21 protein-coding genes and 1 pseudogene are annotated in these 25004 nt (G+C 63.6%); all 22 read left to right on the forward strand.

Annotation, left to right across the window (positions count from 1 at the left end):
• Nucleotides 1-147 precede the first annotated feature (147 nt).
• The 22 genes and pseudogenes from benA to alaS all read left to right on the forward strand — a co-directional run bounded on the left by benA (nt 148) and on the right by alaS (nt 24997).
• On the forward strand, nt 148-1509 hold the full coding sequence (benA, locus tag B2D37_RS03030; protein ID WP_079201330.1) for a benzoate 1,2-dioxygenase large subunit: 1362 nt from the start codon (nt 148-150) through the stop codon (nt 1507-1509).
• The gene (gene benB / locus B2D37_RS03035; protein WP_079201331.1) at nt 1510-1998 is read left to right on the forward strand and encodes a benzoate 1,2-dioxygenase small subunit; all 489 of its coding nucleotides are present in this window, start codon (nt 1510-1512) and stop codon (nt 1996-1998) included.
• A gap of 133 nt (nt 1999-2131) precedes the next feature.
• Nucleotides 2132-3142: a benzoate 1,2-dioxygenase electron transfer component BenC gene (gene benC, locus B2D37_RS03040; RefSeq protein WP_079201332.1), complete on the forward strand. Its 1011-nt coding sequence runs from the start codon at nt 2132-2134 to the stop codon at nt 3140-3142.
• Nucleotides 3143-3255: 113 nt separating this feature from the next.
• Entirely contained in the window at nt 3256-4032 is a 777-nt protein-coding gene (locus B2D37_RS03045; protein WP_079201333.1) for a 1,6-dihydroxycyclohexa-2,4-diene-1-carboxylate dehydrogenase, read from the forward strand.
• Between the two features lie 73 nt (nt 4033-4105).
• Nucleotides 4106-5443 carry an MFS transporter gene (locus tag B2D37_RS03050; RefSeq protein ID WP_079201334.1) on the forward strand — a complete coding sequence of 446 codons (1338 nt, stop codon included), beginning with the start codon at nt 4106-4108 and terminating at the stop codon, nt 5441-5443.
• A gap of 21 nt (nt 5444-5464) precedes the next feature.
• A complete protein-coding gene (locus B2D37_RS03055; RefSeq protein ID WP_079201335.1) occupies nt 5465-6586 on the forward strand; it encodes a muconate cycloisomerase family protein in 1122 nt (373 codons plus the stop codon).
• Between the two features lie 39 nt (nt 6587-6625).
• Nucleotides 6626-6916: a muconolactone Delta-isomerase gene (gene catC, locus B2D37_RS03060; protein ID WP_079201336.1), complete on the forward strand. Its 291-nt coding sequence runs from the start codon at nt 6626-6628 to the stop codon at nt 6914-6916.
• Between the two features lie 33 nt (nt 6917-6949).
• On the forward strand, nt 6950-7891 hold the full coding sequence (gene catA / locus B2D37_RS03065) for a catechol 1,2-dioxygenase (protein WP_079201337.1): 942 nt from the start codon (nt 6950-6952) through the stop codon (nt 7889-7891).
• A 162-nt stretch (nt 7892-8053) separates the two neighbouring features.
• The gene (locus B2D37_RS03070) at nt 8054-9283 is read left to right on the forward strand and encodes a benzoate/H(+) symporter BenE family transporter (protein ID WP_079201338.1); all 1230 of its coding nucleotides are present in this window, start codon (nt 8054-8056) and stop codon (nt 9281-9283) included.
• Nucleotides 9284-9413: 130 nt separating this feature from the next.
• A complete protein-coding gene (locus B2D37_RS03075) occupies nt 9414-10694 on the forward strand; it encodes an OprD family porin (RefSeq protein ID WP_079201339.1) in 1281 nt (426 codons plus the stop codon).
• Nucleotides 10695-10799: 105 nt separating this feature from the next.
• The gene (locus tag B2D37_RS03080) at nt 10800-11993 is read left to right on the forward strand and encodes an ABC transporter substrate-binding protein (protein ID WP_079201340.1); all 1194 of its coding nucleotides are present in this window, start codon (nt 10800-10802) and stop codon (nt 11991-11993) included.
• Nucleotides 11994-12235: 242 nt separating this feature from the next.
• Complete coding sequence (locus B2D37_RS03085) at nt 12236-13096, forward strand: branched-chain amino acid ABC transporter permease (RefSeq protein WP_079201341.1); 861 nt, start codon at nt 12236-12238, stop codon at nt 13094-13096.
• Between the two features lie 22 nt (nt 13097-13118).
• Nucleotides 13119-14150 (forward strand): branched-chain amino acid ABC transporter permease, encoded by a 1032-nt coding sequence (locus B2D37_RS03090; protein WP_079201342.1) that lies wholly within the window; start codon nt 13119-13121, stop codon nt 14148-14150.
• Nucleotides 14147-14905, forward strand: a complete 759-nt coding sequence (locus B2D37_RS03095; RefSeq protein WP_079201343.1) for an ABC transporter ATP-binding protein — start codon at nt 14147-14149, stop codon at nt 14903-14905. The genes B2D37_RS03090 and B2D37_RS03095 overlap by 4 nt, the downstream gene beginning before the upstream one ends.
• Complete coding sequence (locus B2D37_RS03100) at nt 14905-15633, forward strand: ABC transporter ATP-binding protein (RefSeq protein WP_079201344.1); 729 nt, start codon at nt 14905-14907, stop codon at nt 15631-15633. Before B2D37_RS03095 ends, B2D37_RS03100 begins: the two co-directional genes overlap by 1 nt.
• Nucleotides 15634-16398: 765 nt before the next feature.
• Nucleotides 16399-16785, forward strand: a pseudogene (locus B2D37_RS24035) (methyl-accepting chemotaxis protein); the annotation flags it as partial.
• Nucleotides 16786-16909: 124 nt separating this feature from the next.
• On the forward strand, nt 16910-17782 hold the full coding sequence (locus B2D37_RS03110) for a CoA transferase subunit A (protein ID WP_079201345.1): 873 nt from the start codon (nt 16910-16912) through the stop codon (nt 17780-17782).
• Nucleotides 17782-18564 carry a CoA-transferase subunit beta gene (locus B2D37_RS03115; protein WP_079201346.1) on the forward strand — a complete coding sequence of 261 codons (783 nt, stop codon included), beginning with the start codon at nt 17782-17784 and terminating at the stop codon, nt 18562-18564. The genes B2D37_RS03110 and B2D37_RS03115 overlap by 1 nt, the downstream gene beginning before the upstream one ends.
• The gene (gene pcaF, locus B2D37_RS03120; RefSeq protein WP_079201347.1) at nt 18561-19766 is read left to right on the forward strand and encodes a 3-oxoadipyl-CoA thiolase; all 1206 of its coding nucleotides are present in this window, start codon (nt 18561-18563) and stop codon (nt 19764-19766) included. Before B2D37_RS03115 ends, pcaF begins: the two co-directional genes overlap by 4 nt.
• A 219-nt stretch (nt 19767-19985) precedes the next feature.
• Nucleotides 19986-20774 (forward strand): 3-oxoadipate enol-lactonase, encoded by a 789-nt coding sequence (gene pcaD / locus B2D37_RS03125; protein ID WP_079201348.1) that lies wholly within the window; start codon nt 19986-19988, stop codon nt 20772-20774.
• Between the two features lie 260 nt (nt 20775-21034).
• Nucleotides 21035-22093, forward strand: coding sequence for a quinolinate synthase NadA (nadA, locus tag B2D37_RS03130; protein ID WP_079201349.1), 1059 nt, complete (start codon nt 21035-21037; stop codon nt 22091-22093).
• A 264-nt stretch (nt 22094-22357) separates the two neighbouring features.
• Complete coding sequence (gene alaS / locus B2D37_RS03135; RefSeq protein WP_079201350.1) at nt 22358-24997, forward strand: alanine--tRNA ligase; 2640 nt, start codon at nt 22358-22360, stop codon at nt 24995-24997.
• Nucleotides 24998-25004 lie beyond the last annotated feature (7 nt).

Here is a 25004-nt window from a genome sequence, read left to right on the forward strand (position 1 = left end):
GCCTGTTTTCCGTTCCCCACGCATGCCGTTTATCCGTTTCGCCGCCCTGCAGAAAACGGATAGAGGTCGTGTACAAAGTGGATATTGTCGGACAGTCCTGAGTCGTAGCCTTGATTCCGTTGAAACAATAATAACGGAGCCATGGCGATGACCCTGCGACTCGATTACCTGAACGGCCTGCTGCAAGAAGATAAAGAGAAGGGCATTTTCCGCTGCAAGCGTGAGATGTTCACCGACCCTCGGTTGTTCGATCTGGAGATGCAGCACATCTTCGAGGGCAACTGGTTGTATCTGGCCCATGAAAGCCAGATCCCCGAGAACAACGATTACTACACCACCTCCATGGGGCGTCAGCCGATTTTCATCGCGCGCAACAAGGCCGGTGAGCTCAACGCCTTTATCAACGCTTGCAGTCATCGCGGTGCCATGCTCTGCCGCTTCAAGAGCGGTAACAAGGCCACCTACACCTGCCCGTTCCACGGCTGGACCTTCAATAACTCGGGCAAGTTGCTCAAGGTCAAGGACCCCAAGGAAGCGGGTTACCCGGACAGCTTCGACTGCGACGGCTCGCATGACCTGAAGAAGGTCGCGCGCTTCGAGTCCTACCGCGGCTTCCTGTTCGGCAGCCTGCGCGAAGACGTCGCGCCGCTGGAAGACTTTCTCGGCGAGTCGAAGAAGATCATCGACATGATTGTCGATCAGTCCGCCGATGGCCTGGAAGTGCTGCGCGGCTCCTCCACTTATGTCTACGAAGGCAACTGGAAGCTGCAGGCCGAGAACGGTGCCGATGGCTACCACGTGACTGCCGTGCACTGGAACTACGCCGCCACCCAGCAGCAGCGCAAGCTGAAAGAAGCCGGTGACGATATCCGCGCCATGAGCGCCGGTGGCTGGGGCAAGAAGGGTGGTGGTTTCTACTCCTTCGACAACGGCCACCTGCTGCTCTGGACCCGTTGGGATAACCCGGAAGACCGGCCGATGTTCGCCGAGCGTGATCGTCTCGCCAGCGAGTTCGGTGAGGCGCGTGCCGACTGGATGATCGGCAACTCACGCAACCTCTGCCTGTACCCCAACCTGTACCTGATGGACCAGTTCGGCTCGCAGCTGCGCATCGCCCGGCCACTGGCGGTGGACAAGACCGAAGTGACCATCTATTGCATCGCGCCGAAAGGCGAGGGCGCCGAGGCCCGCGCCCGGCGTATCCGGCAGTACGAAGACTTCTTCAATGTCAGCGGCATGGCGACTCCAGACGATCTGGAAGAGTTCCGTGCCTGCCAGCAGGGCTTCGCCGGTCGCGCCATGGAGTGGAACGACATGTCCCGTGGCTGCGAGCACTGGGTCGAGGGCGCCGACGAGTCGGCCAAGGAAATCGATCTGCATCCGCTGATGAGCGGCGTGCGCACCGAAGACGAGGGTCTGTTCGTGCTGCAGCATCACTACTGGCAGCAGCAGATGATCAAGGCGCTGAAGGAACAGCAGGATCAATTGATTCACGTGGAGGGCGCGTAAATGAGCCTGACATACGAAGCCGCGCGTGACTTCCTCTACCGTGAAGCGCGCTACCTCGACGACAAGCAGTGGGATGAGTGGCTGGAGCTGTATGCCAGCGACGCGACCTTCTGGATGCCGGCCTGGGATGACCGCGACCAGCTGGTGGAGAACCCGCAGACTGAAATCTCGCTGATCTGGTACGGCAACCGCAGTGGTCTGGAAGACCGCGTGTTCCGCATCCGCACCGAACGCTCCAGTGCCACCATTCCGGATACGCGCACCTCGCACAACATCAGCAACATCGAGCTAATCGAGCAGGCCGATGGCGTGTGCAAGCTGCGTTTCAACTGGCACACCATGAGCTTTCGCTACAAGGTCGTCGACCACTTCTACGGCACCAGCTTCTACACCCTCGACACCAGCGGGCCGAACCCGCTGATCAAGGCCAAGAAGGTGGTTCTGAAGAACGACTACGTGCGGCAGATCATCGACGTCTATCACCTATAAGACCCGGTTCGGAGCCTGCGCTGGCACGGATCATGGGCGGGGAGAGCGCTGGCTCTCCTGGCCTCGGGTGCCTCTGCGCGAATGATGCTCCGCCTGCGGTTTGACAACTGACTTTGTTAAAGCGAGGTGCGCCATGAGCCACAAGATCGCATTGAATTTCGAAGACGGGGTTACCCGTTTCATTGACGCCACTGTGGGCGAGACCGTCGCCGATGCGGCTTATCGTCAAGGCATCAATATCCCGCTGGATTGCCGCGACGGTGCCTGTGGTGCCTGCAAGTGTTTCGCCGAAGCCGGCCAGTACGACCTCGGCGAGGAATACGTCGAAGACGCCCTGAGCGAAGAAGAAGCCGAGCAGGGTTATGTGCTGACCTGCCAGATGCGTGCCGAAAGCGATTGTGTGGTGCGCGTGCCGGCCTCCAGCGAGGTGTGCAAGACCCAGCAGGCCAGCTACGAGGCGGCGATCAGCGCGGTGCGTCAGCTCTCCGACAGCACCATCGCCCTGTCGATCAAGGGCGAGGCGTTGAGCAAGCTGGCGTTCCTCCCAGGCCAGTACGTCAACCTGCAGGTGCCGGGCAGCGAGCAGAGCCGCGCCTATTCGTTCAGCACCCTGCAGAAGGACGGCGAAGTCAGCTTCCTGATCCGCAACGTGCCGGGCGGCTTGATGAGCAGCTTTCTCACTGGCTTGGCCAAGGCCGGCGACAGCATGACCCTGGCGGGTCCCTTGGGCAGCTTCTACCTGCGCGAAATCAAGCGGCCGCTGTTGCTGCTCGCCGGCGGCACCGGTCTGGCGCCGTTCACCGCGATGCTCGAGAAGGTTGCCGAGCAGGGCAGTGCGCATCCGCTGCACCTGATCTACGGGGTGACCAACGATTTCGACCTGGTCGAGATGGACAAGCTCGAGGCCCTCGCCGCGCGCATTGCCAACTTCACCTACAGCGCCTGCGTGGCCAGCCCGGACAGCAGCTATCCACTCAAGGGCTACGTCACTCAGCACATCGCGCCCAAGCATCTCAACGACGGCGATGTGGATGTCTACCTGTGCGGTCCGCCGCCGATGGTCGAGGCGGTCAGCAGCTACATCCGCGAACAAGGCGTGCAGCCGGCCAACTTCTATTACGAGAAGTTCGCCGCCAGCGCCTAAGGGCTCCTTTGGTCCGCTTACCGGTTAGGCGGGCCTGTTTTATTCGCGGCGCGGGCCGGAGCCCACGCCCACTGGTCGGCGATGCGCCGCCAGCCTTCATCGAGGTCGGGACTATGAGTATGCGTTTTCAACACAAGGTCGCCGTGGTCACCGGCGCCGCCCAGGGCATCGGTCGCCGCGTGGCCGAACGCATGGCCGAGGAGGGCGCGCGGCTGCTGCTGGTCGATCGTTCCGAGTTGGTGCATGAACTGGCCGATGAGTTGGCTGGCGTCGCCGAAGTGCTGACCCTGACCGCCGATCTCGAGCAGTTCGCCGAGTGCCAGCGCGTGATGGCCGCGGCGCTCGAGCGTTTCGGTCGCCTGGATATCCTGATCAATAACGTCGGCGGCACCATCTGGGCCAAACCGTTCGAGCACTACCAGGCGCATGAGATCGAGGCCGAAGTGCGGCGCTCGTTGTTCCCCACCCTGTGGTGCTGCCATGCCGCACTGCCGCAGATGCTCGAGCAAGGCAGCGGCGCCATCGTCAACGTCTCCTCGATCGCCACCCGCGGAGTCAACCGCGTGCCTTACGGCGCGGCCAAGGGCGGCGTCAACGCCCTGACTGCGTGTCTGGCGTTCGAGACTGCCGAGCGCGGCATCCGGGTCAACGCCACCGCACCGGGCGGCACCGAAGCACCGCCACGGCGGATTCCGCGTAACGACGCCGCGCAGAGCGAGCAGGAAAAGCTCTGGTACCAGCAGATCGTCGACCAGACCGTCAGCAGCAGCCTGATGAAACGCTACGGCAGCATCGACGATCAAGCCGGGGCAATTCTATTCCTCGCGTCCGACGACGCCGCCTACATCACCGGGGTGACCTTGCCCGTGGGTGGTGGCGACCAGGGCTAGGCGTCTGCAGCTAATTGCCCGCCAGCGATGCGAGCGGGTTTACACAACAAAAATAAAATAGAGAACCGATGCCATGCGCAATATTGACGTACACGAGGTAATAGATAACGCGCGCTTCAATCGCTATCACTGGATGGTGATGTTGTGGTGCGCCTTGCTGCTGATTTTCGACGGCTACGACCTGTTCATCTACGGAGTGGTCCTGCCGGTAATCATGCAGGAGTGGGGGCTGACCCCGCTGCAAGCCGGCGCGTTGGGCAGCTATGCGCTGTTCGGCATGATGTTCGGTGCCCTGGCCTTCGGCACCCTGGCCGACAAGATCGGACGCAAGAAGGGCATCGCCCTGTGCTTTTTGCTGTTCAGCGGTGCGACTCTGGTCAACGGTTTTGCCAGCAATCCCACCGAGTTCGGCATCTGCCGCTTTATCGCCGGTCTCGGCTGTGGCGGTCTGATGCCCAACGTGGTGGCGCTGATGAGCGAGTACGCACCGAAGAAACTGCGCAGCACCCTGGTGGCCATCATGTTCAGCGGCTACTCGGTCGGCGGCATGCTCTCGGCCGGCGTCGGCATGTACATGCTGCCGCGTTTTGGCTGGGAGTCGATGTTCTTCGTCGCCGCCGTACCCCTGCTGTTGCTGCCATTGATTCTCTGCTTCCTGCCTGAGTCGGTTGGTTTTCTGGTGCGCCAGGGGCGTACCGAGCAAGCCCGCACGATCCTGCGGCGGGTCGACCCGAGCCGGGCCATTGCGGCTGACGACAGCTTGAACCTGGCGGCGGTGAAAGGCGGCTCGGCCTCCGTGCTCGAGCTGTTTCGCGAGGGTCGTCTGCTGCGCACGCTGTGCCTCTGGGTGGCGTTCTTCAGCTGCCTGCTGATGGTCTACGCGCTCAGCTCCTGGCTACCAAAACTGATGGCCAACGCCGGCTACAGCCTGGGCTCCAGCCTTTCGTTCCTGTTGGCGCTGAACTTCGGCGGCATGGCCGGCGCCATCCTCGGCGGCTGGCTGGGTGACCGCTTCAAGCTGGCCAAGGTGATGGTGGTGTTCTTTGTCGCCGCCGCGTTGTCGATCAGCCTGCTCGGCTTCAACAGCCCGACGCCGTTGCTCTACCTGCTGATTGCTGTGGCCGGCGCGACCACCATCGGCACGCAGATCCTGCTGTACGCCTGTGCCGCGCAGTTCTACGGCCTGTCGATCCGTTCGACCGGCCTCGGCTGGGCCTCGGGCATCGGCCGCAACGGCGCCATCGTCGGCCCGCTACTCGGTGGCGCGCTGCTGGGCATCAACCTGCCGCTGCAGCTCAATTTTCTGGCGTTCGCCATTCCCGGTGCCATCGCCGCCATTGCCATGAGCGTGTTCGCCATCAGCAGCCAGCGCAGCAGTGCCGCGCCGCTGCCGGCGGCCACGGCTTCCTGACCCCAACTAGCGGAACCTGAAATGAGCCAAGTCCTGATCGAAAGCATCGAGGCGATCATCGTCGATCTGCCGACCATCCGCCCGCACAAGCTGGCGATGCACACCATGCAGCAGCAGACCCTGGTGGTGATCCGCCTGCGCTGCGCCGACGGCATCGAAGGCCTGGGCGAGTCGACCACCATCGGTGGTCTGGCCTATGGCAACGAAAGCCCGGAAAGCATCAAGCAGAACCTCGACAGCCACCTGGCGCCGCTGCTGATCGGTCAGGACGCGGCCAATATCAACGCCTGCATGCAGCGTCTGGACAAGGCCGCCAAGGGCAACACCTTCGCCAAGTCCGGCCTGGAAAGCGCGCTGCTCGATGCCCAGGGCAAGCGCCTGGGCCTGCCGGTCAGCGAGCTGCTCGGCGGCCGTGTGCGCGACAGCCTGGAAGTGGCCTGGACCTTGGCCAGCGGCGACACCGCCAAGGACATCGCCGAAGCCCAGCAGATGCTGGAGATTCGCCGTCACCGCATCTTCAAGCTGAAGATCGGTGCGGGCGAGGTCGCTCAGGATCTCAAGCACGTGATTGCCATCAAGCGCGCCCTGGGTGACAGCGCCAGCGTGCGCGTCGACGTCAATCAGGCCTGGGACGAATCGGTGGCCCTGCGTGCCTGCCAGGTGCTCGGCGACAACGGCATCGACCTGATCGAGCAGCCGATCGCGCGGATCAACCGCAGCGGCCAGGTGCGCCTCAACCAGCGCAGCCCGGCGCCGATCATGGCCGACGAATCGATCGAAAGCGTGGAAGACGCCTTCAGCCTGGCCGCCGACGGCGCCGCCAGCATCTTCGCCCTGAAGATTGCCAAGAACGGCGGTCCGCGCGCTGTGCTGCGTACCGCGGCGATCGCCGAGGCGGCCGGTATCGCCCTGTACGGCGGGACCATGCTGGAGGGCTCGATCGGCACCCTGGCCTCGGCCCACGCCTTCCTCACCCTCAAGCAACTGACCTGGCACACCGAACTGTTCGGTCCCTTGCTGCTGACCGAGGAAATCGTCAACGAGGCGCCGTTGTATCGCGACTTCCAGCTGCATGTGCCGCGTACGCCGGGCCTCGGCCTGAGCCTGAATGAAGAACGCCTGGCGTTCTTCCGTCGCCCCTAACCCACTGGCAAACAAGCTGTCAGCAGAGGAGATGTACCCATGCTGTTCCACGTGAAGATGACCGTAAAACTGCCGGTGGACATGGACCCGGCCAAGGCCGCCCAGATCAAGGCAGACGAGAAGGAGCTGGCCCAGCGCCTGATGCGCGAAGGCAAGTGGCGCCACCTGTGGCGCATCGCCGGGCAGTACGCCAACTACAGCGTATTCGACCTGGATAGCGTGCAGGAACTGCACGACACCCTGATGCAGCTGCCGCTGTTTCCCTACATGGACATCGAGGTTACGCCGCTGTGCCGGCACCCCTCATCGATCCGTGAAGACGACCTTTGATTAGCCCTAGAACAAAAAAACGAGGACACCATCATGACCGTTAAAGTCAGCCACACTGCCGAAATCCAGAACCTGTTCAACGAGGCTGCGGGCCTCAACAACGACCAGGGCAGCCCACGGGTCAAGCAGATCATGCTGCGCATCATCAACGACGCGGCGAAGATCATCGAAGACTTGGAAATCACCGATGACGAGTTCTGGCACACGGTGGACTACCTCAACCGCCTGGGCGGCCGCAATGAAGCCGGCTTGCTGGTACCGGGGCTGGGCCTGGAGCACTTCCTCGACATCCTGCAGGACGCCAAGGATGCCGAGGTTGGCCTGACCGGCGGCACCCCGCGCACCATCGAAGGCCCGCTGTATGTCGCCGGTGCGCCCATGGCCGAAGGCGAAGTGCGGATGGACGACGGCAGCGAGCTGGACCGCGCCACCGTGATGTTCCTCGAAGGCGTGGTGCGCGACACCCAGGGCCAGCCGGTGGCCGGTGCGGTGGTCGACCTGTGGCACGCCAACACCCAGGGCAACTACTCCTACTTCGACCAGAGCCAGTCCGACTACAACCTGCGTCGGCGCATCGTCACCGATGCCGACGGCCGTTACCGCGCCCGCAGCACCGTGCCCAGCGGCTACGGCTGCGCGCCGGATGGGCCGACCCAGGAGTGCCTGAACCTGCTCGGCCGCCACGGCCAGCGTCCTGCGCACATCCACTTCTTCATCTCCGCCCCAGGCCATCGCCACCTGACCACCCAGATCAACCTGGCGGGCGAGCAGTACCTGTGGGACGACTTCGCCTACGCCACCCGCGACGGCCTGGTCGGCGACCTCACCTTCGTCGAGGACGCCGCCGTAGCCCGTGACCGTGGTGTGCAGGGCAGCCGCTTCGCCGAACTGCAATTCGACTTCCAGCTGCAGAAGGCCCCGGTCGCCGGAGCCGAGCAGCGCAGCACGCGTCCACGCGCCCTGCAACAAGCCTGATGCAACGCCGGTGCGCTGCGCGCACCGGCGGGCGTGCTTTTTGTAGGAGCGGGCCATAGCCGCGATCGCGGGCATGGCCCGCTCCTACGGGGCTGCCTGCGCACCCTAGGGTTACAACAAGAGCATCCCCCAAGGGACGCCATCCATACCTTGCGAGGCCCCATGAAAGCCTTGATCAACGATTTCTCTTTGTCCGCCGTGGTGGCCGGTTTCATTGCCACCGTGATTTCCTACGCCGGCCCCCTGGTGATCATCTTCCAGGCGGCCGAGAGCGCGGGCTTGTCGCATGCCGTGCTGTCGTCCTGGGTCTGGGCGATCTCGATTGGCAGCGCGGTGCTCGGCATCGGCCTCAGCCTGCGTTACCGCGTGCCGATCATCATCGCCTGGTCGGCACCGGGCTCGGCGTTGCTGGTCGCGCTACTGCCGCAGATCAGCCTCAACGAAGCGGTCGGCGCCTATATCGTCGCCAGCCTGATCATCTTCCTGGTCGGCATCAGCGGCGCCTTCGACCGCATCATCAGCAAGCTGCCCGCCGCAATTGGCGCCGGCATGCTGGCCGGCATCCTGTTCAGCTTCGGCACCGGTCTGTTCGTCTCGCTACAAACCAAGCCGGTCCTGGTGTTGGCGATGTTCGCCAGCTACCTGCTGGTCAAGCGTCTACTGCCGCGCTATGCGGTGATGGCGGTGTTGCTGGTCGGCTGCACGATCGCGTTTGCCACTGGCGACCTGCGCCAGGAGGCACTGGTCATCGGCCTGGCCACGCCAGTGTGGATCAGCCCCGAGTTCAGCCTGGCGGCCAGCCTGAATATTGCCCTGCCGCTGGTGATGGTGGCACTCACCGGCCAGTTCGTCCCAGGTATGGCGGTGCTGCGCAACGCCGGCTACCAGACCCCGGCCAGCCCGATCATTAGCAGCAGTGCCCTGGGTTCGCTGTTGCTGGCGCCCTTTGCCTGCCACGGCCTCAACCTGGCGGCCATCACTGCGGCGATCTGCACCGGCCGCGAAGCCCATGAAGATCCTTCCAGACGCTATGTCGCCGGGGTGGTCGGCGGCCTGGCCTACCTGCTGCTGGGCCTGTTCGGCGCCACCCTGGTGTCGCTGTTCAGCGCCTTTCCCAAGGAGCTGATCGCCGCCCTGGCCGGACTGGCACTGTTCGGCGCGATTGGCGGCGCGCTGGCGGGCGCCATGGCCCAGCCGGACGACCGCGAAGCGGCGCTGATCACCTTTCTGGTGACGGCCTCGGGCATGTCTTTTTTCGGCCTGTCGGCGGCTTTCTGGGGGCTGATGTTCGGCCTCGTCGCCCACCTGCTGCTGAGTGTCCGGCGTAAAGCCGCGCCAGCCGCAGCGCCGCTGCCTCGCAGCCATTTGGCCAACGAGGAGGCAAACGGTTAAGCGCCTTCGGCCCATGAGCATTGCCGTCGCTCGATGCGGCGGTAGTCACACCACCCACTTGCGTTGCCGGGTTCGTCCCCGGCAAGGGTGGCGCAACAGCACACTTTCAATAACAACAAAGAGCACAACGATGAATCACTATCCCCATGCAAAGCCGGTCCTGTTGTCCCTCGCCGTCGCCCTCAGTCTGCCAGCCCTGGTGCAGGCGGCCGAAGGCGGTTTTATCGAAGACACCAGCGTGACCTTGCAAGCGCGTAACTACTACTTCAGCCGTGACTACGCCGACATCGTCGGGCCCAACCAGCAGTCCAAGGCCGAGGAATGGGCGCAGGGCTTCATCCTCAACGTCAAATCCGGCTACACCCCGGGCACCGTGGGTTTCGGCGTGGATGCCGTGGGCCTGCTTGGTCTCAAGCTCGACAGCAGCCGCGACCGGGTCAACAGCGGCCTGTTGCCGGTAACCGACGAGGGCAAGGCGGCCGATGAGTACAGCCGCCTGGGCGCGGCCGTGAAGGTCAAGCTGTCGAATACCGAGTTGAAGGTTGGCGAGTTGCAACCCATGTTGCCGGTGCTCTACTTCGGCGATATTCGCCTGCTGCCACCGACCTACCAGGGTGCCAGTATTGTCTCCAACGAGATCGCCGGGCTGACCCTGCAGGCCGGCCAACTGCGTTCCACCAGCCTGCGCAACGAGGCCGGCGACGAGGAAATGGGTGTCCTCGTCGGATATGTGCCGCGGCGCAGTGCCGGCCGACTGATCACCAGCGACCGCTTCAACTACACAGGGGCCGACTACGCCTTCAACGGCAACCGCACCTCGGTCGGCGCCTGGTATGCCCAGCTGGAAGACCTCTACAACCAGCGTTACTTCAGCCTCAAGCACAGTCAACCGGTCGGCGACTGGGTGCTCGGTGCCAGCCTCGGTTACTTCGACTCGGCCGAGGACGGCGAACAGCTGCTCGGCAAGCTGGACAACCAGGCGGCGTTCTCCCTGCTGTCGGCCAAGTACGGCGGTCACACCGTCTACCTCGGTTACCAGGCGATGTTCGGCGCTGACGGCTTGCCGCGGGTGTTCGCCAACGTCAGCCCGCTGGGCAACGAGGTGCCGACCTACGAGTTCGCCTCGGCCGACGAACGCTCCTGGCAGGTCCGTTACGACTACGACTTCGCCGCGCTGGGCGCGCCGGGCCTGATCGCCGGGGTGCGTTACCTCAAGGGTGACAACGTCGACACCGGCCGCGGCTTCGAGGGCAAGGACCGTGAGCGCGATCTGGACATCGGCTACGTGGTGCAGAGCGGCTCGCTCAAGGGCCTGAACGTCAAGGTGCGAAACGTCGCTGCGCGTTCCAACTACCGCACCGACGTCGACGAGAACCGCCTGATCTTCAACTACACCTGGAAACTGCTCTAAGCACGGGCGGCCTACCGACCCTGGCGTCGGTGGGCCGCAGCCACAACGGCAACCCATGATGGTTTTCCTTGCACGCTGCGCCGCAGAGCGCCGCTGGAGATAACAATGCACAACAATAACAAGATGCCTTACTCGTTCCGTTCCACCTTCACCGCCAGCGCCCTGGCGTTGGCCCTCAGTGCCTCCCTGAGCAGCCTGGCCCTGGCGACCGAGCCGGTAAAAGTCGGCTTGCTGCTGCCCTACACCGGCACCTTCGCCGCCCTCGGCGAGGCCACGACCAACGGCATGAAACTGGCCATCGAGCAGCAGGGCGGCAACCTCGGCGGTCGTCCGGTCGAGTACGTGGTGGTCGACAGCGAGGCCAACCCCGGTAAGGCGGTGCCGAATATGCAGAAGCTGATTGCCGGCTCCCAGGTCGACGTGGTGGTCGGCCCGGTGCACTCCGGTGTCGGCATGGGCGCGGTCAAGGTCGCCCGCGAAACCGGCGTGCCGTTGATCATCCCCAACGCCGGCTTCAACGCTGCCACCGGCCCGTTGTGCGCGTCGAACATCTTCCGCACCTCCTTCACCTCTTGGCAGACCGCTTACCCGATGGGCCAGGTGGCGGCGGACAAGGGCTACAAGAACATCGTGACCGTGGCCTGGCGCTACGGTTTTGGCACCGAGTCGGTGGAGGGCTTCAAGGAAGGTTTCGAGAAGGCCGGTGGCACGGTCAGCAAGGAAATCTACGTGCCGTTTCCGGACGTGGAGTTCCAGTCGCAACTGACCGAAATCGCCGCGCTCAAGCCTGATGCGGTATTCGTGTTCTTCGCCGGCGGTGGCGCGGCCAAGTTCGTTCAGGACTACGCCGCGGCCGGCCTGCAGGGCAAGATCCCGCTGCTCGGCTCGGGCTTTCTCACCGAGGGTACCTTAGAGGCCCAAGGCGCAGCGGCCACCGGCGTGCTGACCACCCTGCATTACGCCGACAGCCTGGATACCCCGCAGAACAGCAAGTTTCGCGCCGACTACCGGCAGAAGTTCGGTAAAGAGGCCGACATCTACGCGGTGCAGGGCTACGACACCGGCCTGCTGTTGGCCCAGTCGCTGGCCAAGGTGAATGGCAATACCCAGGACCGAGCTGCCTGGAATGCGGCCATGGCCGAGGCCAGGATCGACAGTCCGCGGGGCGAGTGGAGTTTCTCCAAGGCGCACAACCCGGTGCAGAACATCTACCTGCGCGAGGTGCGTGACGGCGCCAATGTGGTGGTCAGCACCGCCGCGACGGCGCTGGCCGATCCTGCGCGTGGCTGCAAGCTCTAGCTCACAGCGTTGTCCCCGCGCCCTGGCCGCCAGCGGCTGGCCGATGGAGCGGGTGGGTTGCATCGAGTTTGCTTGCCGGACTCTGGATACCGCGTTGTCGCACCTGGTCATAGCCGGCTATGACCCGTCGCAGCGCCTGCTCCGGAGCCTTCGGCTGGTTTAGCCCGAAACAATCGACCCGCTGTGCCGGCCAACCGTGGCCAGGGAGCGGGCCTGTCTCATTCCTGACCTTGGTATGCACGATGGAAGTTTCCACCATTCTCATCCAGACCATGAACGGTCTGCAGTACGGCCTGTTGCTGTTTCTCATCGCCAGTGGCCTGACCCTGATCTTTGGCATCATGCACATCATCAACCTGGCCCACGGCGCGCTCTACATGGTCGGCGCCTACCTGGTGTACTGGTTGACCGGACTGGTTGGCGATCTGTTTCTCGCCATCCTCATCGGCGTGCCCCTGGCGGCGCTGCTTGGGGTGCTGATCGAGCGCTTCCTGATCCAGGCGCTGTACCGACGTGACCACCTCGACCAGGTGCTGATGACGTTCGGCCTGATCATGGTGATCGACTCGCTGCGCAGCATCATCTGGGGCAATGACGTGCACAGCGTGGCCATCCCCGAGCTGCTCAGCGGCTCGATCCAGCTGACCGCAACCCTCGACTACCCGGTGTACCGCCTGTTCATTTCCGCGGTCTGCGCGGTGATCGCCCTGGCCATGTACCTGGTCCTGCAACGCACCCGGCTGGGCATGATCATTCGCGGCGGCTCGAGTAACCGCGAGATGGTCCAGTGCCTGGGCCTCGATATCCGCCTGATCTACACCCTGGTGTTCGCCGCTGGCGCGGCGCTGACGGCGTTCGCCGGGATGATCGCCGCGCCGGTGTCGTCGGTCTATCCCGGCATGGGCAACCAGATCCTGATCATCGCCTTCGTGGTGGTGGTCATCGGCGGTCTGGGCTCGATTCGCGGGGCCTTTCTCGGCGCCTTGCTGGTGGGTCTGACCGCCACCTGGGGCGCGGTGCTGGTGCCGCAATACGCCGGCATGGCCGTGTATGTGCTGATGGCCGTGGTGCTGTTGTTCAAGCCGCGCGGGCTGTTCGCCTAATTACCATTTCGGGGAATTTCTTATGCACGCATTACCTCGCCCGATCCAGTTACTGCTTATGGCGTTGCTGCTGCTGATGGCCGCCTATCCGCTGTTCGGTGCCGGCCTGGCCGGTGAAAAGCACGACTTCTTCCTCCAGCAACTGACCAGCATCATGATCCTGGCCATTGTCGCCTTGGGCCTCGACCTGCTGGTCGGCGTCAGCGGCATGGTCAGCCTGGCCTCGGCGGCATTCTTCGGCATGGCCGGTTATGCCCTGGTGCTGTTCGCCCCTGAGTATGAGGCGGTGAGCATCTGGGTCGCCTTGCCGGTGTGCCTGGGCATCACCGCTCTGGCTGCACTGTTGATGGGCGTATTGATCATCCGCACCTCGGGGATCTTCTTCATCATGGTGACTATCGCCTTCTCGCAGATGCTCTATTACCTGTTCCACGACGCGTCCTTTGCTGGCGGCTCGGATGGCGCCTACCTGTTCATGAAACCCGTGGTCGCCATCGGCGGCGTGCAGCTGCTCGACCTGGATAATCGCACCACCTTGTTCTATGTGGTGCTGGCCTCGCTGGGGCTGTTGTTTGTGCTGCTGCGCACCTTCCTGCGTGCGCCGTTCGGCCGGGTTCTCTTGGGCATCAAGGAGAACGAGCAACGGGTCCGCGCCATGGGCTACAACCCGTTGTTCTACAAGCTGGCGGCGTTCGTCATCGCCGGCACCATCGCCGGTTACGCCGGCATGTTGTCGGCCACCCAGTACGGTTTCGTCAGCCCCGGCCAACTGAGCTGGCAGATGTCGGCGCATATCCTGGTGATGGTGATTCTCGGCGGCATGGGCACCTTGTTCGGGCCGATTCTCGGCGCCTTCGCCTTCGAGGGCCTGCATCACTGGTTTGCCAGCCTGACCCCGCATTGGGAACTGCCGATGGGCGTGGTGGTGATCTGCATGGTGCTGTTGCTGCCGCGCGGGATCGCCGGCCTGTTGCTGCAGTTGGCCGCGCGCAAACCCACTAAAACCACCGAGGTGAAACTTCCTAGCGTGAGCAAACAGGAGGCCGAGCAATGAGCGGATTGATTCTGGAAACCCGTGGCCTGAGCAAAACCTTCGGTGGTTTGCGCGCCGTCAGCGACATCAGCCTGCAAGTGGCGCCCCGCGAGATCCACGCGATCATCGGCCCCAACGGCGCCGGCAAGAGCACCATGGTCAATCTGCTCTCCGGTCACCTGCGTCCCAGCAGCGGTCAGGTGATCTTCAATGGCCAGGACATCACCGGCCTGGCACCGAACAAGGTGTCGCACCTGGGTGTCGGGCGCAGCTTTCAGCGCACCAATATCTTCCCCAGCTTCAGTTGCCTGGAAAACTGCATGCTCGCCGCGCAGTCGCGGATGAAGAACTCCTTCCGCTTCTTCCGTCGCAGCGACCGCTACCCGCTGGTGCGTGCGCGCGCCGAGCAGGCGCTGGAGGCCTGTGGCCTGAGCAGCAAGGGGCACAGCACTGCCAGTTCCATGAGCTATGGCGAGCAGCGCCAACTGGAGATCGGCATGGTACTGGCCACCGAGCCGAGCTTTTTATTGCTGGATGAACCGATGGCCGGGATGGGCAAGGAAGAGTCGAACCGTGTGGTCGAGTTGCTTGCCGAGTTGTCGCGCGAGTACTCGCTGGTGCTGGTCGAGCACGACATGGAGGCGGTGTTCAGCATCGCCAAGACCCTGACCGTGATGGTCAACGGGCAGATGTTGGCCAGCGGCCCGCTGGATCAGGTGCGTAACGACCCTGCGGTGCAGGAAGCCTATCTGGGCGATGGCGAGGAGCAGTTCTGATGAACACTACAACGGCAGTAACCCCGCTGGTCGAGGTGCGCGGCCTGCACACCTTCTACGGCAACAGCCATGTGCTGCATGGCGTCGACCTGCAGATCGCACCGGGAGAAACCCTGGCCCTGCTCGGGCGCAACGGCGTGGGCAAGAGCACCACCATTCGCTCGCTACTCGGCCTGACTCCGCCGCGCAGTGGCGAGGTACGGATCAGGGGCGAGAACCTCACCGGCAGCGCCGCGCACAAGGTCATCCGTCGCGGCATCGGCTATGTGCCGGAAGGCCGTGGCATGTTCCCCAACCTGACGGTGCGTGAAAGCCTGGTGATGGCGGCGCGCCCCGGTCTCGACGGTCACCGCGACTGGGATCTTGACCGGGTGCTGGCGACCTTCCCGCGCCTGGCTGAGCGCTTCAGCCACCTCACCGGCAACCTCTCCGGCGGCGAGCAGCAGATGGTCGCCATCGGCCGCGCGCTGATGACCAACCCCGAGCTGATGATCCTCGACGAGGCCACCGAGGGCCTGGCGCCGCTGATCCGCAAGGAGATCTGGGACGTGATCCGCCTGATCAAGGCCAGCGGCATCGCTACCCTGGTGGTCGACAAGCACGTCAACGTGCTGCTCGACCTCACCGACCGCAGCATGATCATGGTCAAGGGCCGGGTGCTGTATGACGGTCCCAGCCAGGAATTGAAGGGCCAGCCGGAGATTCTGCAGACCCATATCGGTCTGTAGTTTCGGGGCAGGGTGCCCAGGCGCCCGGCCCTGGCTACACCGCATATCACAAGTATGAGCGGCCCATGGCCGCGAAATTGCCAGCTCCGCCACCGTTCGCGGGCAGGGAACTGGGCGTCCCCCCGCTCCTGCAGCGCGGCGGCGTGGACGCGCGAAGTACCTTCCCTCATGCAGTGCATAACGGGGGATGGCCTTATTTTGGTTTGACGAGAGAAGAGAGCATCCATGAAGCGCGATCAAGCAATGTGCCGCAGCACCTGGCGCAAGCATCTGGCCAGCGCGCTGCTGACCGGCAACCTGCTGGGTGCAGTGGCCCTGGTCTTTTTGACCAGTGGCAGCTGGGAATCCGGCGTGGCAGCAGGCGTGGTCATCACCGGGCTGCTGGCCGGCTTCTTCTACCTGACCCAACCGCCGCAGGTGATCGAGCGGGTGCTGCAGGACTGGTCGCAGCCGCCTGTGCGCCTGGAGGCACCGGTGGAAGTAGTGTCCGCGCCGTTGCCCAGTCCACTGCCCGGGGCGGTTTTTGATCCGGCGCTGCGCCAGCATCAGAGCGAGCTACTGCGCGCCATCGAACAGAGTCAGGCCGACATGCACTTCGCCACCGAGTTGGCGCAGCAGTCCGGCGAAAAAGTCAGCAGCAGTGCCGAGAGCATCCAGGCCACCAGTCAGTCGATCAGCGAGCTGGCCGATTATCTACGCCGTACCGGCGAGGTGTTCAACACCCTCGGCGAGCAGTCGCGGCGTATCGGTGCGATTGTCGGCAGCATCCAGGACATTGCCCGGCAGACCAACCTGTTGGCACTGAATGCGGCCATCGAAGCGGCGCGGGCCGGCGAGCACGGTCGCGGCTTTGCCGTGGTGGCCGACGAGGTGCGCAGCCTGGCGGTGCGCGCCAACGACTCCAGCGAACAGATCATGCAGATCGCCAAGGGCCTGAAAAGCGCCGCCGATGAAGCCAGCAACGGCCTGGGTCAGGTCGATCAGTCGGCGCGCAGCGGCCTGAGCACATCGGCGGCGGCCCACGAAGCCATGCACGCGCTGCGCACCGGTGCCCGCGAGCGCATGGAGATCGTCGGCCGGGTGATGCAGGGCTTGCAGCGCCAGCGCGAACTGGCCGAAGGGCTGGGGTGTCTGCTCGAGCGAGCCGAGTAAAGCAGTGTTCGATAATCGAACAGTAAGTCGATTACCGGATTGTTTGCCGGCACCTCTGGGCCTACTGTTGACTCACCCGCCACCTTCAACCGGTGGCATCGTCAACCGAGAGAGAGCAACTCCGATGGCCGAAATCATTTCCCTTGGCGAAGCAATCCAGCGCTTCGTCAACGACGGCGACACCGTCGCCCTCGAAGGCTTCACCCACCTGATCCCGACTGCCGCCAGCCACGAGATCATTCGGCAGAACAAGCGCGAGCTGACCCTGGTGCGCATGACTCCGGACCTGGTCTATGACCTGTTGATCGGCGCCGGTTGCGCCAAGAAACTGGTGTTCTCCTGGGGCGGTAACCCCGGCGTCGGCTCGCTGCACCGCCTGCGCGACGCGGTGGAGAAGGGCTGGCCCAAGCCGCTGGAGATCGAGGAACATAGCCACGCCGACATGGCCAACGCCTATGTCGCCGGCGCCTCGGGCCTGCCGTTCGCAGTGCTGCGCGCCTATGCCGGCTCCGATCTGCCCAAGGTCAACCCGCTGATCAAGACAGTGACCTGCCCGTTCACCGGCGAAGTGCTGGCGGCAGTGCCCTCGGTACGCCCAGACGTCACCGTGATCCACGCGCAGAAGGCCGATCGCAAGGGCAACGTGCTGCTCTGGGGCATTCTCGGCGTGCAGAAGGAAGCGGCCCTGGCGGCCAAGCGCTGCATCGTCACGGTAGAGGAGATCGTCGACGATCTGCATGCGCCGATGAATGCCTGCGTGCTGCCGAGCTGGGCGCTGACCGCGGTCTGCCATGTGCCCGGCGGCGCCCATCCGTCCTATGCCCTCGGTTACTCCGAGCGGGATAACCGTTTCTACCAGGCTTGGGACCCGATCGCTCGCGATCGCGAGACCTTCACTGCCTGGATCGACGAGTACATCCGCGGCACTGCCGACTTTGCCGGCTTCCAGGAAAAACTAGCCCAGGCCAAGCTGGCCGCGCAGCAGGAGGCCCACTAATGAGCGCCTACAACACCAATGAAATGATGACCGTGGCCGCCGCGCGCCGCCTGAATAACGGCGCGGTGTGCTTCGTCGGCATCGGCCTGCCATCCAAGGCCGCCAACCTAGCGCGCCTGACCTCCTCGCCGGACGTGGTGCTGATTTATGAATCCGGCCCGATCGGCGCCAAGCCCAGCGTGCTGCCGCTGTCGATCGGTGACGGCGAACTGGCCGAGACCGCCGACACCGTGGTGCCGACCGGCGAGATCTTCCGCTACTGGCTGCAGGGCGGGCGCATCGACGTCGGTTTCCTCGGCGCCGCCCAGGTCGACAAGTTCGGCAACATCAACACCACGGTGATCGGTGATTACCACCAGCCGAAAGTGCGCCTGCCCGGCGCCGGTGGTGCGCCGGAAATTGCCGGCAGCGCCAAGCAGGTGCTGATCATCCTCAAACAGTCGCACCGCACCTTCGTCGACAAACTGGCCTTCATCACCTCGGTGGGCCATGGCGAGGGCGGCGATCACCGCAAGCAACTGGGCCTGCCGGGCGCCGGTCCGGTGGGGATCATCACCGACCTGTGCATCATGGAGCCGGAGGAGGGTACCCGCGAATTCATCGTCACCTCGCTGCACCCGGGGGTGAGCCGCGAACAGGTGATCGAGGCCACCGGCTGGCAGATTCGCTTCGCCGACAACGTCAGCGTCAACGCCGCGCCGACCGAGGTGGAACTGACTGCCCTGCGTGCCCTGGAAGCCCGGACCGCCGCGGCCCATGGCCAGGCCGGGGGTGAAGAATGAGCCGCGAGGTCTTTATCTGTGATGCCGTGCGCACGGCCATCGGCCGCTTCGGCGGTGGCCTGGCAACCGTGCGCGCCGACGACCTGGCGGCGGTGCCGCTCAAGGCGCTGATCGAGCGCAACCCGCAACTCGACCTGAGCCAGGTCGATGAAGTGTTCATGGGTTGCGCCAACCAGGCCGGCGAAGACAACCGTAACGTCGCGCGCATGGCCTCGCTGCTGGCCGGCTTGCCGGACAGCGTGCCGGGGGTGACCCTCAATCGCCTCTGCGCCTCGGGCATGGATGCGGTCGGCACGGCGTTCCGCGCCATCGCCAGCGGCGAGATGGAGCTGGCGATTGCCGGCGGCGTCGAGTCGATGTCGCGTGCACCCTATGTGATGGGCAAGGCGGACAGCGCCTACGGCCGCGGCCAGAAGATCGAGGACACCACCATCGGCTGGCGCTTTATCAACCCGCTGATAAAGGCCCAGTACGGCGTCGACGCCATGCCGCAGACCGCCGACAACGTTGCCGACGACTACCAGATCAGTCGCGCCGACCAGGACGCTTTCGCTGTGCGCAGCCAGCAGCGCGCAGCCGCCGCCCAGCAGGCGGGCTTCTTCGCCGAAGAAATCGTTCCGGTCACCATCAAGGGCCGCAAGGGCGACACAGTGGTTGAACAGGACGAGCATTTGCGTCCGGAAACCAGCCTGGAAACCCTGGGCAAGCTCAAGCCGGTCAACGGTGAAGGCAAGACCGTCACCGCCGGCAACGCCTCGGGGGTCAACGACGGCGCCGCCGCATTGATTCTGGCCAGTGCCGAAGCGGTTAAAAAGCACGGCCTGACCCCGCGTGCTCGGGTCCTGGGCATGGCCAGCGCTGGCGTTGCACCACGCATCATGGGCTACGGCCCGGTCCCAGCGGTGCGCAAGCTGTGCGAACGTCTGGACCTGCAGGTCAGCGATTTTGATGTAATCGAACTCAACGAAGCCTTCGCCAGCCAAGGTTTGGCGGTGCTGCGCGACCTCGGCCTGGCCGACGACGCGGCGCAGGTCAACCCGAATGGCGGCGCCATCGCCCTCGGTCATCCATTGGGCATGAGTGGGGCGCGTCTGGTGCTGACCGCGCTGCATCAGCTGGAAAAATCCGGAGGCAAGCGCGGCCTGGCGACCATGTGCGTCGGCGTCGGCCAGGGTTTGGCGCTGGCAATCGAACGGGTATAGCGCGCCACGCGTCGGTTCGGGCCATCGGCAACAATATTTGCATGGTCCGGGCCAGCCTTGAGTAGTTCATTCAGGCGCCAGCTTGCTGGCGCTCCTCGACGGCCGCAGTCTGTCGGGAATCGGTTACGTATTCGACTGACTCATCCTGCGCGGCTTTGCCGTCAGGTTGCATGTGGTCTGGTCGAACATCGAACCCTAGCCATTTGAAGGAGTTTTTCCGTGCCAGTTGTCCACCTCGCCGACGGCGACCTGCATTACCAGCTGGATGGCCCGAGCGATGCGCCGGTGCTGCTGTTGAGCAACTCCCTGGGTACCGACCTGGGCATGTGGGACACCCAGATGGTCGCCTTCACCGAGCATTTTCGGGTGCTGCGCTACGACACCCGCGGCCACGGCCAATCGCTGGTCGGTGGGGGTGTCTACAGCATCGAACAACTGGGCCGCGATGTGCTGGCGCTGCTAGATCACCTAAATGTCCGTCAGGCATCATTCTGTGGCCTGTCGATGGGCGGCCTGATCGGCCAGTGGCTGGGTATTTATGCCGGCGAGCGGCTGGACAAGCTGGTGCTGTGCAACACAGCAGCGAGGATTGCCAGCGACGAAGTGTGGAATAGCCGCATCGACACCGTGCTGCAAGGCGGCCAGCAGGCCATGAGTGACCTGCGCGATGCGTCCATTGCGCGCTGGTTCACTGCCGAGTTCGCCGCGGCCCAGGCCGCGCAGGCCAACCGCATCACCGCGATGCTGGCGGCTACCTCGGCCCAGGGTTACGCCGCCAACTGCGCCGCGGTGCGCGATGCCGATTTCCGCGAGCAACTCGGTGCGATCAAGGTGCCGACGTTGATCGTCTGTGGCACTGCCGATGCGGTGACCACGCCCGAGCATGGTCGCTTCATGCAGCAGCACATCGCGGGCGCGCAGTTGCTCGAGCTGCATGCCGCGCACCTGTCCAATGTCGAAGCCGGCGAAGCCTTCACCCAGGCCGTAGTGGTTTTCCTGCAGCAGTGATGCCTCGGCGCACCCTGCGGTTCGTCTGGTAGGGTGTGCCCTGGATCTGCTCTGGATACCCAGGCAACGCCTGGGGGCCTGTTTGCAAAGTCCTTTAATATCAAATTATTATGAAAATCTTGCGGCTCTGCAGAGGCGCAGGATTTTCTTTGTTGCACCGCGTTTTACTCTCCGTATGCCTACCTAGTCTGCTCTCGCATAGTTAATCTGGCGGGTATACTCGAGCCTCCGCTGATCGACCTGTACAAGAGCCTGATGATATGACGCAGATTTCCGAACGCCTTCTGGTCCAGGCTCATCTGGACGCCAAGCAGCCCAAGCCGCTGACGCCCGAGCAGGAGGCCTTCTACCGCGCCGAGATCGCCGCCGAGCTGAAAAAGCAGAATGCGGTGCTGGTTGCCCACTATTACTGCGACCCGGTGTTGCAGGCTTTGGCCGAAGAGACCGGCGGTTGCGTCTCCGACTCGCTGGAAATGGCCCGGTTCGGCAATCAGCACTCGGCGCAGACCGTGCTGGTGGCCGGGGTCAAGTTCATGGGTGAAACGGCGAAGATCCTCAACCCGGAAAAGCGTGTGCTGATGCCGACCCTGGAGGCGACCTGTTCGCTGGATCTGGGTTGCCCGGTGGAAGAGTTCGCCGCGTTTTGCGATCAGCACCCGCAGCGTACCGTGGTGGTGTATGCCAATACCTCGGCGGCGGTGAAGGCACGGGCCGACTGGGTGGTGACTTCCAGTTGCGCGGTGGAGATTGTCGAGCATCTGATGGACAACGGCGAAAGCATCATCTGGGCGCCGGATCAGCATCTGGGGCGTTATATCCAGAACAAGACCGGTGCCGACATGCTGCTGTGGGACGGCGCCTGCATCGTCCATGAGGAGTTCAAGGCCAAGCAACTCGAGGATATGAAAGCCCTCTACCCGGACGCGGCGGTGCTGGTGCATCCGGAGTCACCGACTGCGGTGATCGACCTGGCCGATGCGGTCGGCTCGACCAGTCAACTGATCGCGGCGGCGCAGCGGCTGCCGAACAAGACTTTCATCGTCGCCACCGACCGCGGCATCTTCTACAAGATGCAGCAGTTGTGTCCGGACAAGGAATTCATCGAGGCGCCGACCGCCGGTAACGGCGCCGCCTGCCGCAGTTGTGCGCACTGCCCGTGGATGGCGATGAACACCCTGCAGCGCACCCTGCAGAGCCTGCGTGAAGGCAGCAACGAGATATTCGTCGACCCCGCGTTGATCCCCAAGGCAATCAAGCCGCTCAAGCGCATGCTGGATTTCACCCAGGCGGCGCGGCTCAAACTGTCCGGCAACGCCTAAGGCGCAAGTGTGCCTGTCGCCGGGCAATGATGGGCTACGTCGCCTCTGAAAAGGCACTCTTGCTTATCGCTGTGCAGGCGGCTCAGCCACTCTGCGGACTACCTTGCATTGGGTCAGGCACTCGCGTGTCCAGCGTTGACCTGAGTGGCGAGAAGGGCAATAGCCGTTATCTATTGATAAACACGCTGTACCGATGCTAAAGGGCCGATATAATGCGGCCCTTTGCCGGCTTTGCCGTGGCCGCCTGTTTCCGTGGATGATCCTATGAAAAGCGCTGAAATCCGTGAAGCTTTCCTCAGCTTCTTCGAAGAAAAGGGGCACACCCGTGTCGCTTCCAGCTCCCTGATTCCGGGCAACGACCCGACGCTGCTGTTCACCAACGCGGGGATGAACCAGTTCAAGGACTGCTTCCTCGGCCTGGAAAAGCGCGCCTACACCCGCGCCGCCAGTAGCCAGAAGTGCGTGCGTGCCGGCGGTAAGCACAACGATCTGGAAAACGTCGGTTACACCGCGCGTCACCACACCTTCTTCGAAATGCTGGGTAACTTCAGCTTCGGCGACTATTTCAAGCGCGACGCCATTCACTTCGCCTGGGAATTTCTCACCGGTGACAACTGGCTCAAGCTACCCAAAGACAAGCTGTGGGTCACCGTCTACGCCACCGATGACGAAGCCTTCGACATCTGGACCAAGGAAGTCGGCGTGCCGGCCGAGCGGATGATCCGTATCGGCGACAATAAAGGCGCACCTTACGCCTCCGACAACTTCTGGACGATGGGCGATACCGGCCCGTGCGGCCCCTGCACCGAGATCTTCTTCGACCACGGCGAGCATATCTGGGGCGGCCCACCAGGCTCGCCGGAAGAAGATGGTGACCGCTATATCGAGATCTGGAACAACGTGTTCATGCAGTTCAACCGCACCGCGGACGGCGTACTGCACCCGCTGCCGGCACCAAGCGTGGACACCGGTATGGGCCTTGAGCGCATCAGTGCGGTGCTGCAGCACGTCAACTCGAACTACGAGATCGACCTGTTCCAGAGCCTGCTCAACGCCTCGGCTCGGGCCATCGGCTGCGCCAACGAAGGCGAGGCGTCGCTGAAAGTGGTGGCCGACCACATCCGCTCCTGCGGCTTCCTGATCGCCGACGGCGTCACCCCGTCCAATGAAGGCCGGGGCTATGTGCTGCGCCGCATAGTCCGTCGCGCCTGCCGTCACGGTAACAAGTTGGGCGCCAAGGGCAGCTTCTTCTACCAGATCGTCGCGGCCCTGGTGGCCGAGATGGGCGAAGCCTTCCCCGAGCTGAAGCAGCAGCAGGCGCACATCGAGCGCGTGTTGAAAACCGAAGAGGAGCAGTTTGCCAAGACCCTGGAACAGGGCCTGAAGATCCTCGAGCAGGACCTGGCTGAGCTGAAAGGCACTGTGATTCCAGGCGATGTGATCTTCAAACTGTATGACACCTTTGGTTTTCCGATGGACCTCACCGGTGACATTGCCCGTGAGCGTGAGCTGACCCTGGACGAGGAAGGCTTCGAGCGTGAAATGCAGGCGCAGCGTGAGCGTGCCCGCTCCGCCAGCTCGTTCGGCATGGATTACAACGCGCTGGTCAAGGTCGATAGCGATACCGTGTTCCTTGGCTATCAGGGCACCAGCGGCAGCGGCAAGATCATTGCACTGTTCCAGGCGGGTCAGGCTGTTGACCGCTTGAGCGAAGGCGAGGAGGGCGTAGTGGTGCTCGACCAGACGCCGTTCTATGCCGAATCCGGTGGCCAGGTCGGTGACTGCGGCTTTCTTATGGCGGGTGCGGGCTCAAGCGCTGGCGTGCGTTTCGATGTGCGCGACACGACCAAGGTCGGCGGGGCTTTCCTGCACCACGGCATCGTTGCTCAGGGCAGCCTCAGTGTAGGCGCCTCGATCAAGGCCGAAGTGGACGCCAGCGTGCGTCAGGCTACCGCGCTCAATCATTCGGCGACTCACCTGCTGCACGCCGCGTTGCGTCAGGTGGTCGGCGAGCATGTGCAGCAGAAAGGTTCGCTGGTCGATAGCCAGCGCCTGCGTTTCGACTTCAGTCACTTCGAGTCGATCACGGCTGAGCAACTGAAGACCCTGGAAGATATCGTCAACACCCAGGTGCGCAGCAACAGCGAGGTCGAAACTGTCGAGACCGACATTGAAACCGCCAAGCAAAAAGGCGCTATGGCGCTGTTCGGTGAGAAGTACGGTGATCAGGTGCGCGTGCTGAGCATGGGCGGTGACTTCTCCGTCGAGCTCTGTGGTGGCACTCACGTATCCCGTACCGGCGACATCGGCCTGTTCAAGATCACCAGCGAAGGCGGTGTCGCGGCGGGTGTGCGGCGTATCGAAGCAGTCACCGGTGCAGCTGCTTTTGCTTACCTGAATGGCGCGGAAGAGCAGTTGAAAGAAGCCGCTGCGCTGGTCAAGGGCAGTCGCGACAACCTATTGGACAAGCTGACTGCCGTGCTGGAGCGTAATCGTCAGCTGGAAAAAGAGCTGGAGCAGTTCAAGGCCAAGGCCGCCAGTGCGGCCGGTAATGATCTGGCCGGCTCTGCCGTGGACGTCAAGGGCATCAAGGTGCTCAGCGCGCGGGTAGACGGCCTGGATGGCAAGGCCTTGCTGGCCATGGTCGACCAGTTGAAGAACAAGCTCGGTAGCGCGGTGATCCTGCTCGGCGGCGTGCAGGACGACAAGGTCGTGCTGGTGGCCGGTGTGACCCAGGACCTGACCAGCAAACTCAAGGCCGGCGAGCTGATGAAGCAGGCTGCAGCGGCAGTCGGTGGCAAGGGCGGTGGTCGTCCGGATATGGCACAGGGCGGCGGCACCGATGCCGGCGCGCTGGATGGCGCGTTGGCGCTGGCTGCGACCTTTGCCGAGCAAGGTCTATAAGCTGCAG

Source organism: Pseudomonas sp. CC6-YY-74, assembly GCF_002025205.1.
In the GTDB taxonomy this organism is placed as follows: domain Bacteria; phylum Pseudomonadota; class Gammaproteobacteria; order Pseudomonadales; family Pseudomonadaceae; genus Aquipseudomonas; species Aquipseudomonas paeninsulae.

Bases quoted from the DNA above. Each gene is read 5' to 3' on its own strand.
- benA (WP_079201330.1), top strand. From the start codon at position 148: ATGACCCTGCGACTCGATTACCTGAACGGCCTGCTGCAAGAAGATAAA.
- benB (WP_079201331.1), top strand. From the start codon at position 1,510: ATGAGCCTGACATACGAAGCCGCGCGTGACTTCCTCTACCGTGAAGCG.
- benC (WP_079201332.1), top strand. From the start codon at position 2,132: ATGAGCCACAAGATCGCATTGAATTTCGAAGACGGGGTTACCCGTTTC.
- B2D37_RS03045 (WP_079201333.1), top strand. From the start codon at position 3,256: ATGAGTATGCGTTTTCAACACAAGGTCGCCGTGGTCACCGGCGCCGCC.
- B2D37_RS03050 (WP_079201334.1), top strand. From the start codon at position 4,106: ATGCGCAATATTGACGTACACGAGGTAATAGATAACGCGCGCTTCAAT.
- B2D37_RS03055 (WP_079201335.1), top strand. From the start codon at position 5,465: ATGAGCCAAGTCCTGATCGAAAGCATCGAGGCGATCATCGTCGATCTG.
- catC (WP_079201336.1), top strand. From the start codon at position 6,626: ATGCTGTTCCACGTGAAGATGACCGTAAAACTGCCGGTGGACATGGAC.
- catA (WP_079201337.1), top strand. From the start codon at position 6,950: ATGACCGTTAAAGTCAGCCACACTGCCGAAATCCAGAACCTGTTCAAC.
- B2D37_RS03070 (WP_079201338.1), top strand. From the start codon at position 8,054: ATGAAAGCCTTGATCAACGATTTCTCTTTGTCCGCCGTGGTGGCCGGT.
- B2D37_RS03075 (WP_079201339.1), top strand. From the start codon at position 9,414: ATGAATCACTATCCCCATGCAAAGCCGGTCCTGTTGTCCCTCGCCGTC.
- B2D37_RS03080 (WP_079201340.1), top strand. From the start codon at position 10,800: ATGCACAACAATAACAAGATGCCTTACTCGTTCCGTTCCACCTTCACC.
- B2D37_RS03085 (WP_079201341.1), top strand. From the start codon at position 12,236: ATGGAAGTTTCCACCATTCTCATCCAGACCATGAACGGTCTGCAGTAC.
- B2D37_RS03090 (WP_079201342.1), top strand. From the start codon at position 13,119: ATGCACGCATTACCTCGCCCGATCCAGTTACTGCTTATGGCGTTGCTG.
- B2D37_RS03095 (WP_079201343.1), top strand. From the start codon at position 14,147: ATGAGCGGATTGATTCTGGAAACCCGTGGCCTGAGCAAAACCTTCGGT.
- B2D37_RS03100 (WP_079201344.1), top strand. From the start codon at position 14,905: ATGAACACTACAACGGCAGTAACCCCGCTGGTCGAGGTGCGCGGCCTG.
- B2D37_RS03110 (WP_079201345.1), top strand. From the start codon at position 16,910: ATGGCCGAAATCATTTCCCTTGGCGAAGCAATCCAGCGCTTCGTCAAC.
- B2D37_RS03115 (WP_079201346.1), top strand. From the start codon at position 17,782: ATGAGCGCCTACAACACCAATGAAATGATGACCGTGGCCGCCGCGCGC.
- pcaF (WP_079201347.1), top strand. From the start codon at position 18,561: ATGAGCCGCGAGGTCTTTATCTGTGATGCCGTGCGCACGGCCATCGGC.
- nadA (WP_079201349.1), top strand. From the start codon at position 21,035: ATGACGCAGATTTCCGAACGCCTTCTGGTCCAGGCTCATCTGGACGCC.
- alaS (WP_079201350.1), top strand. From the start codon at position 22,358: ATGAAAAGCGCTGAAATCCGTGAAGCTTTCCTCAGCTTCTTCGAAGAA.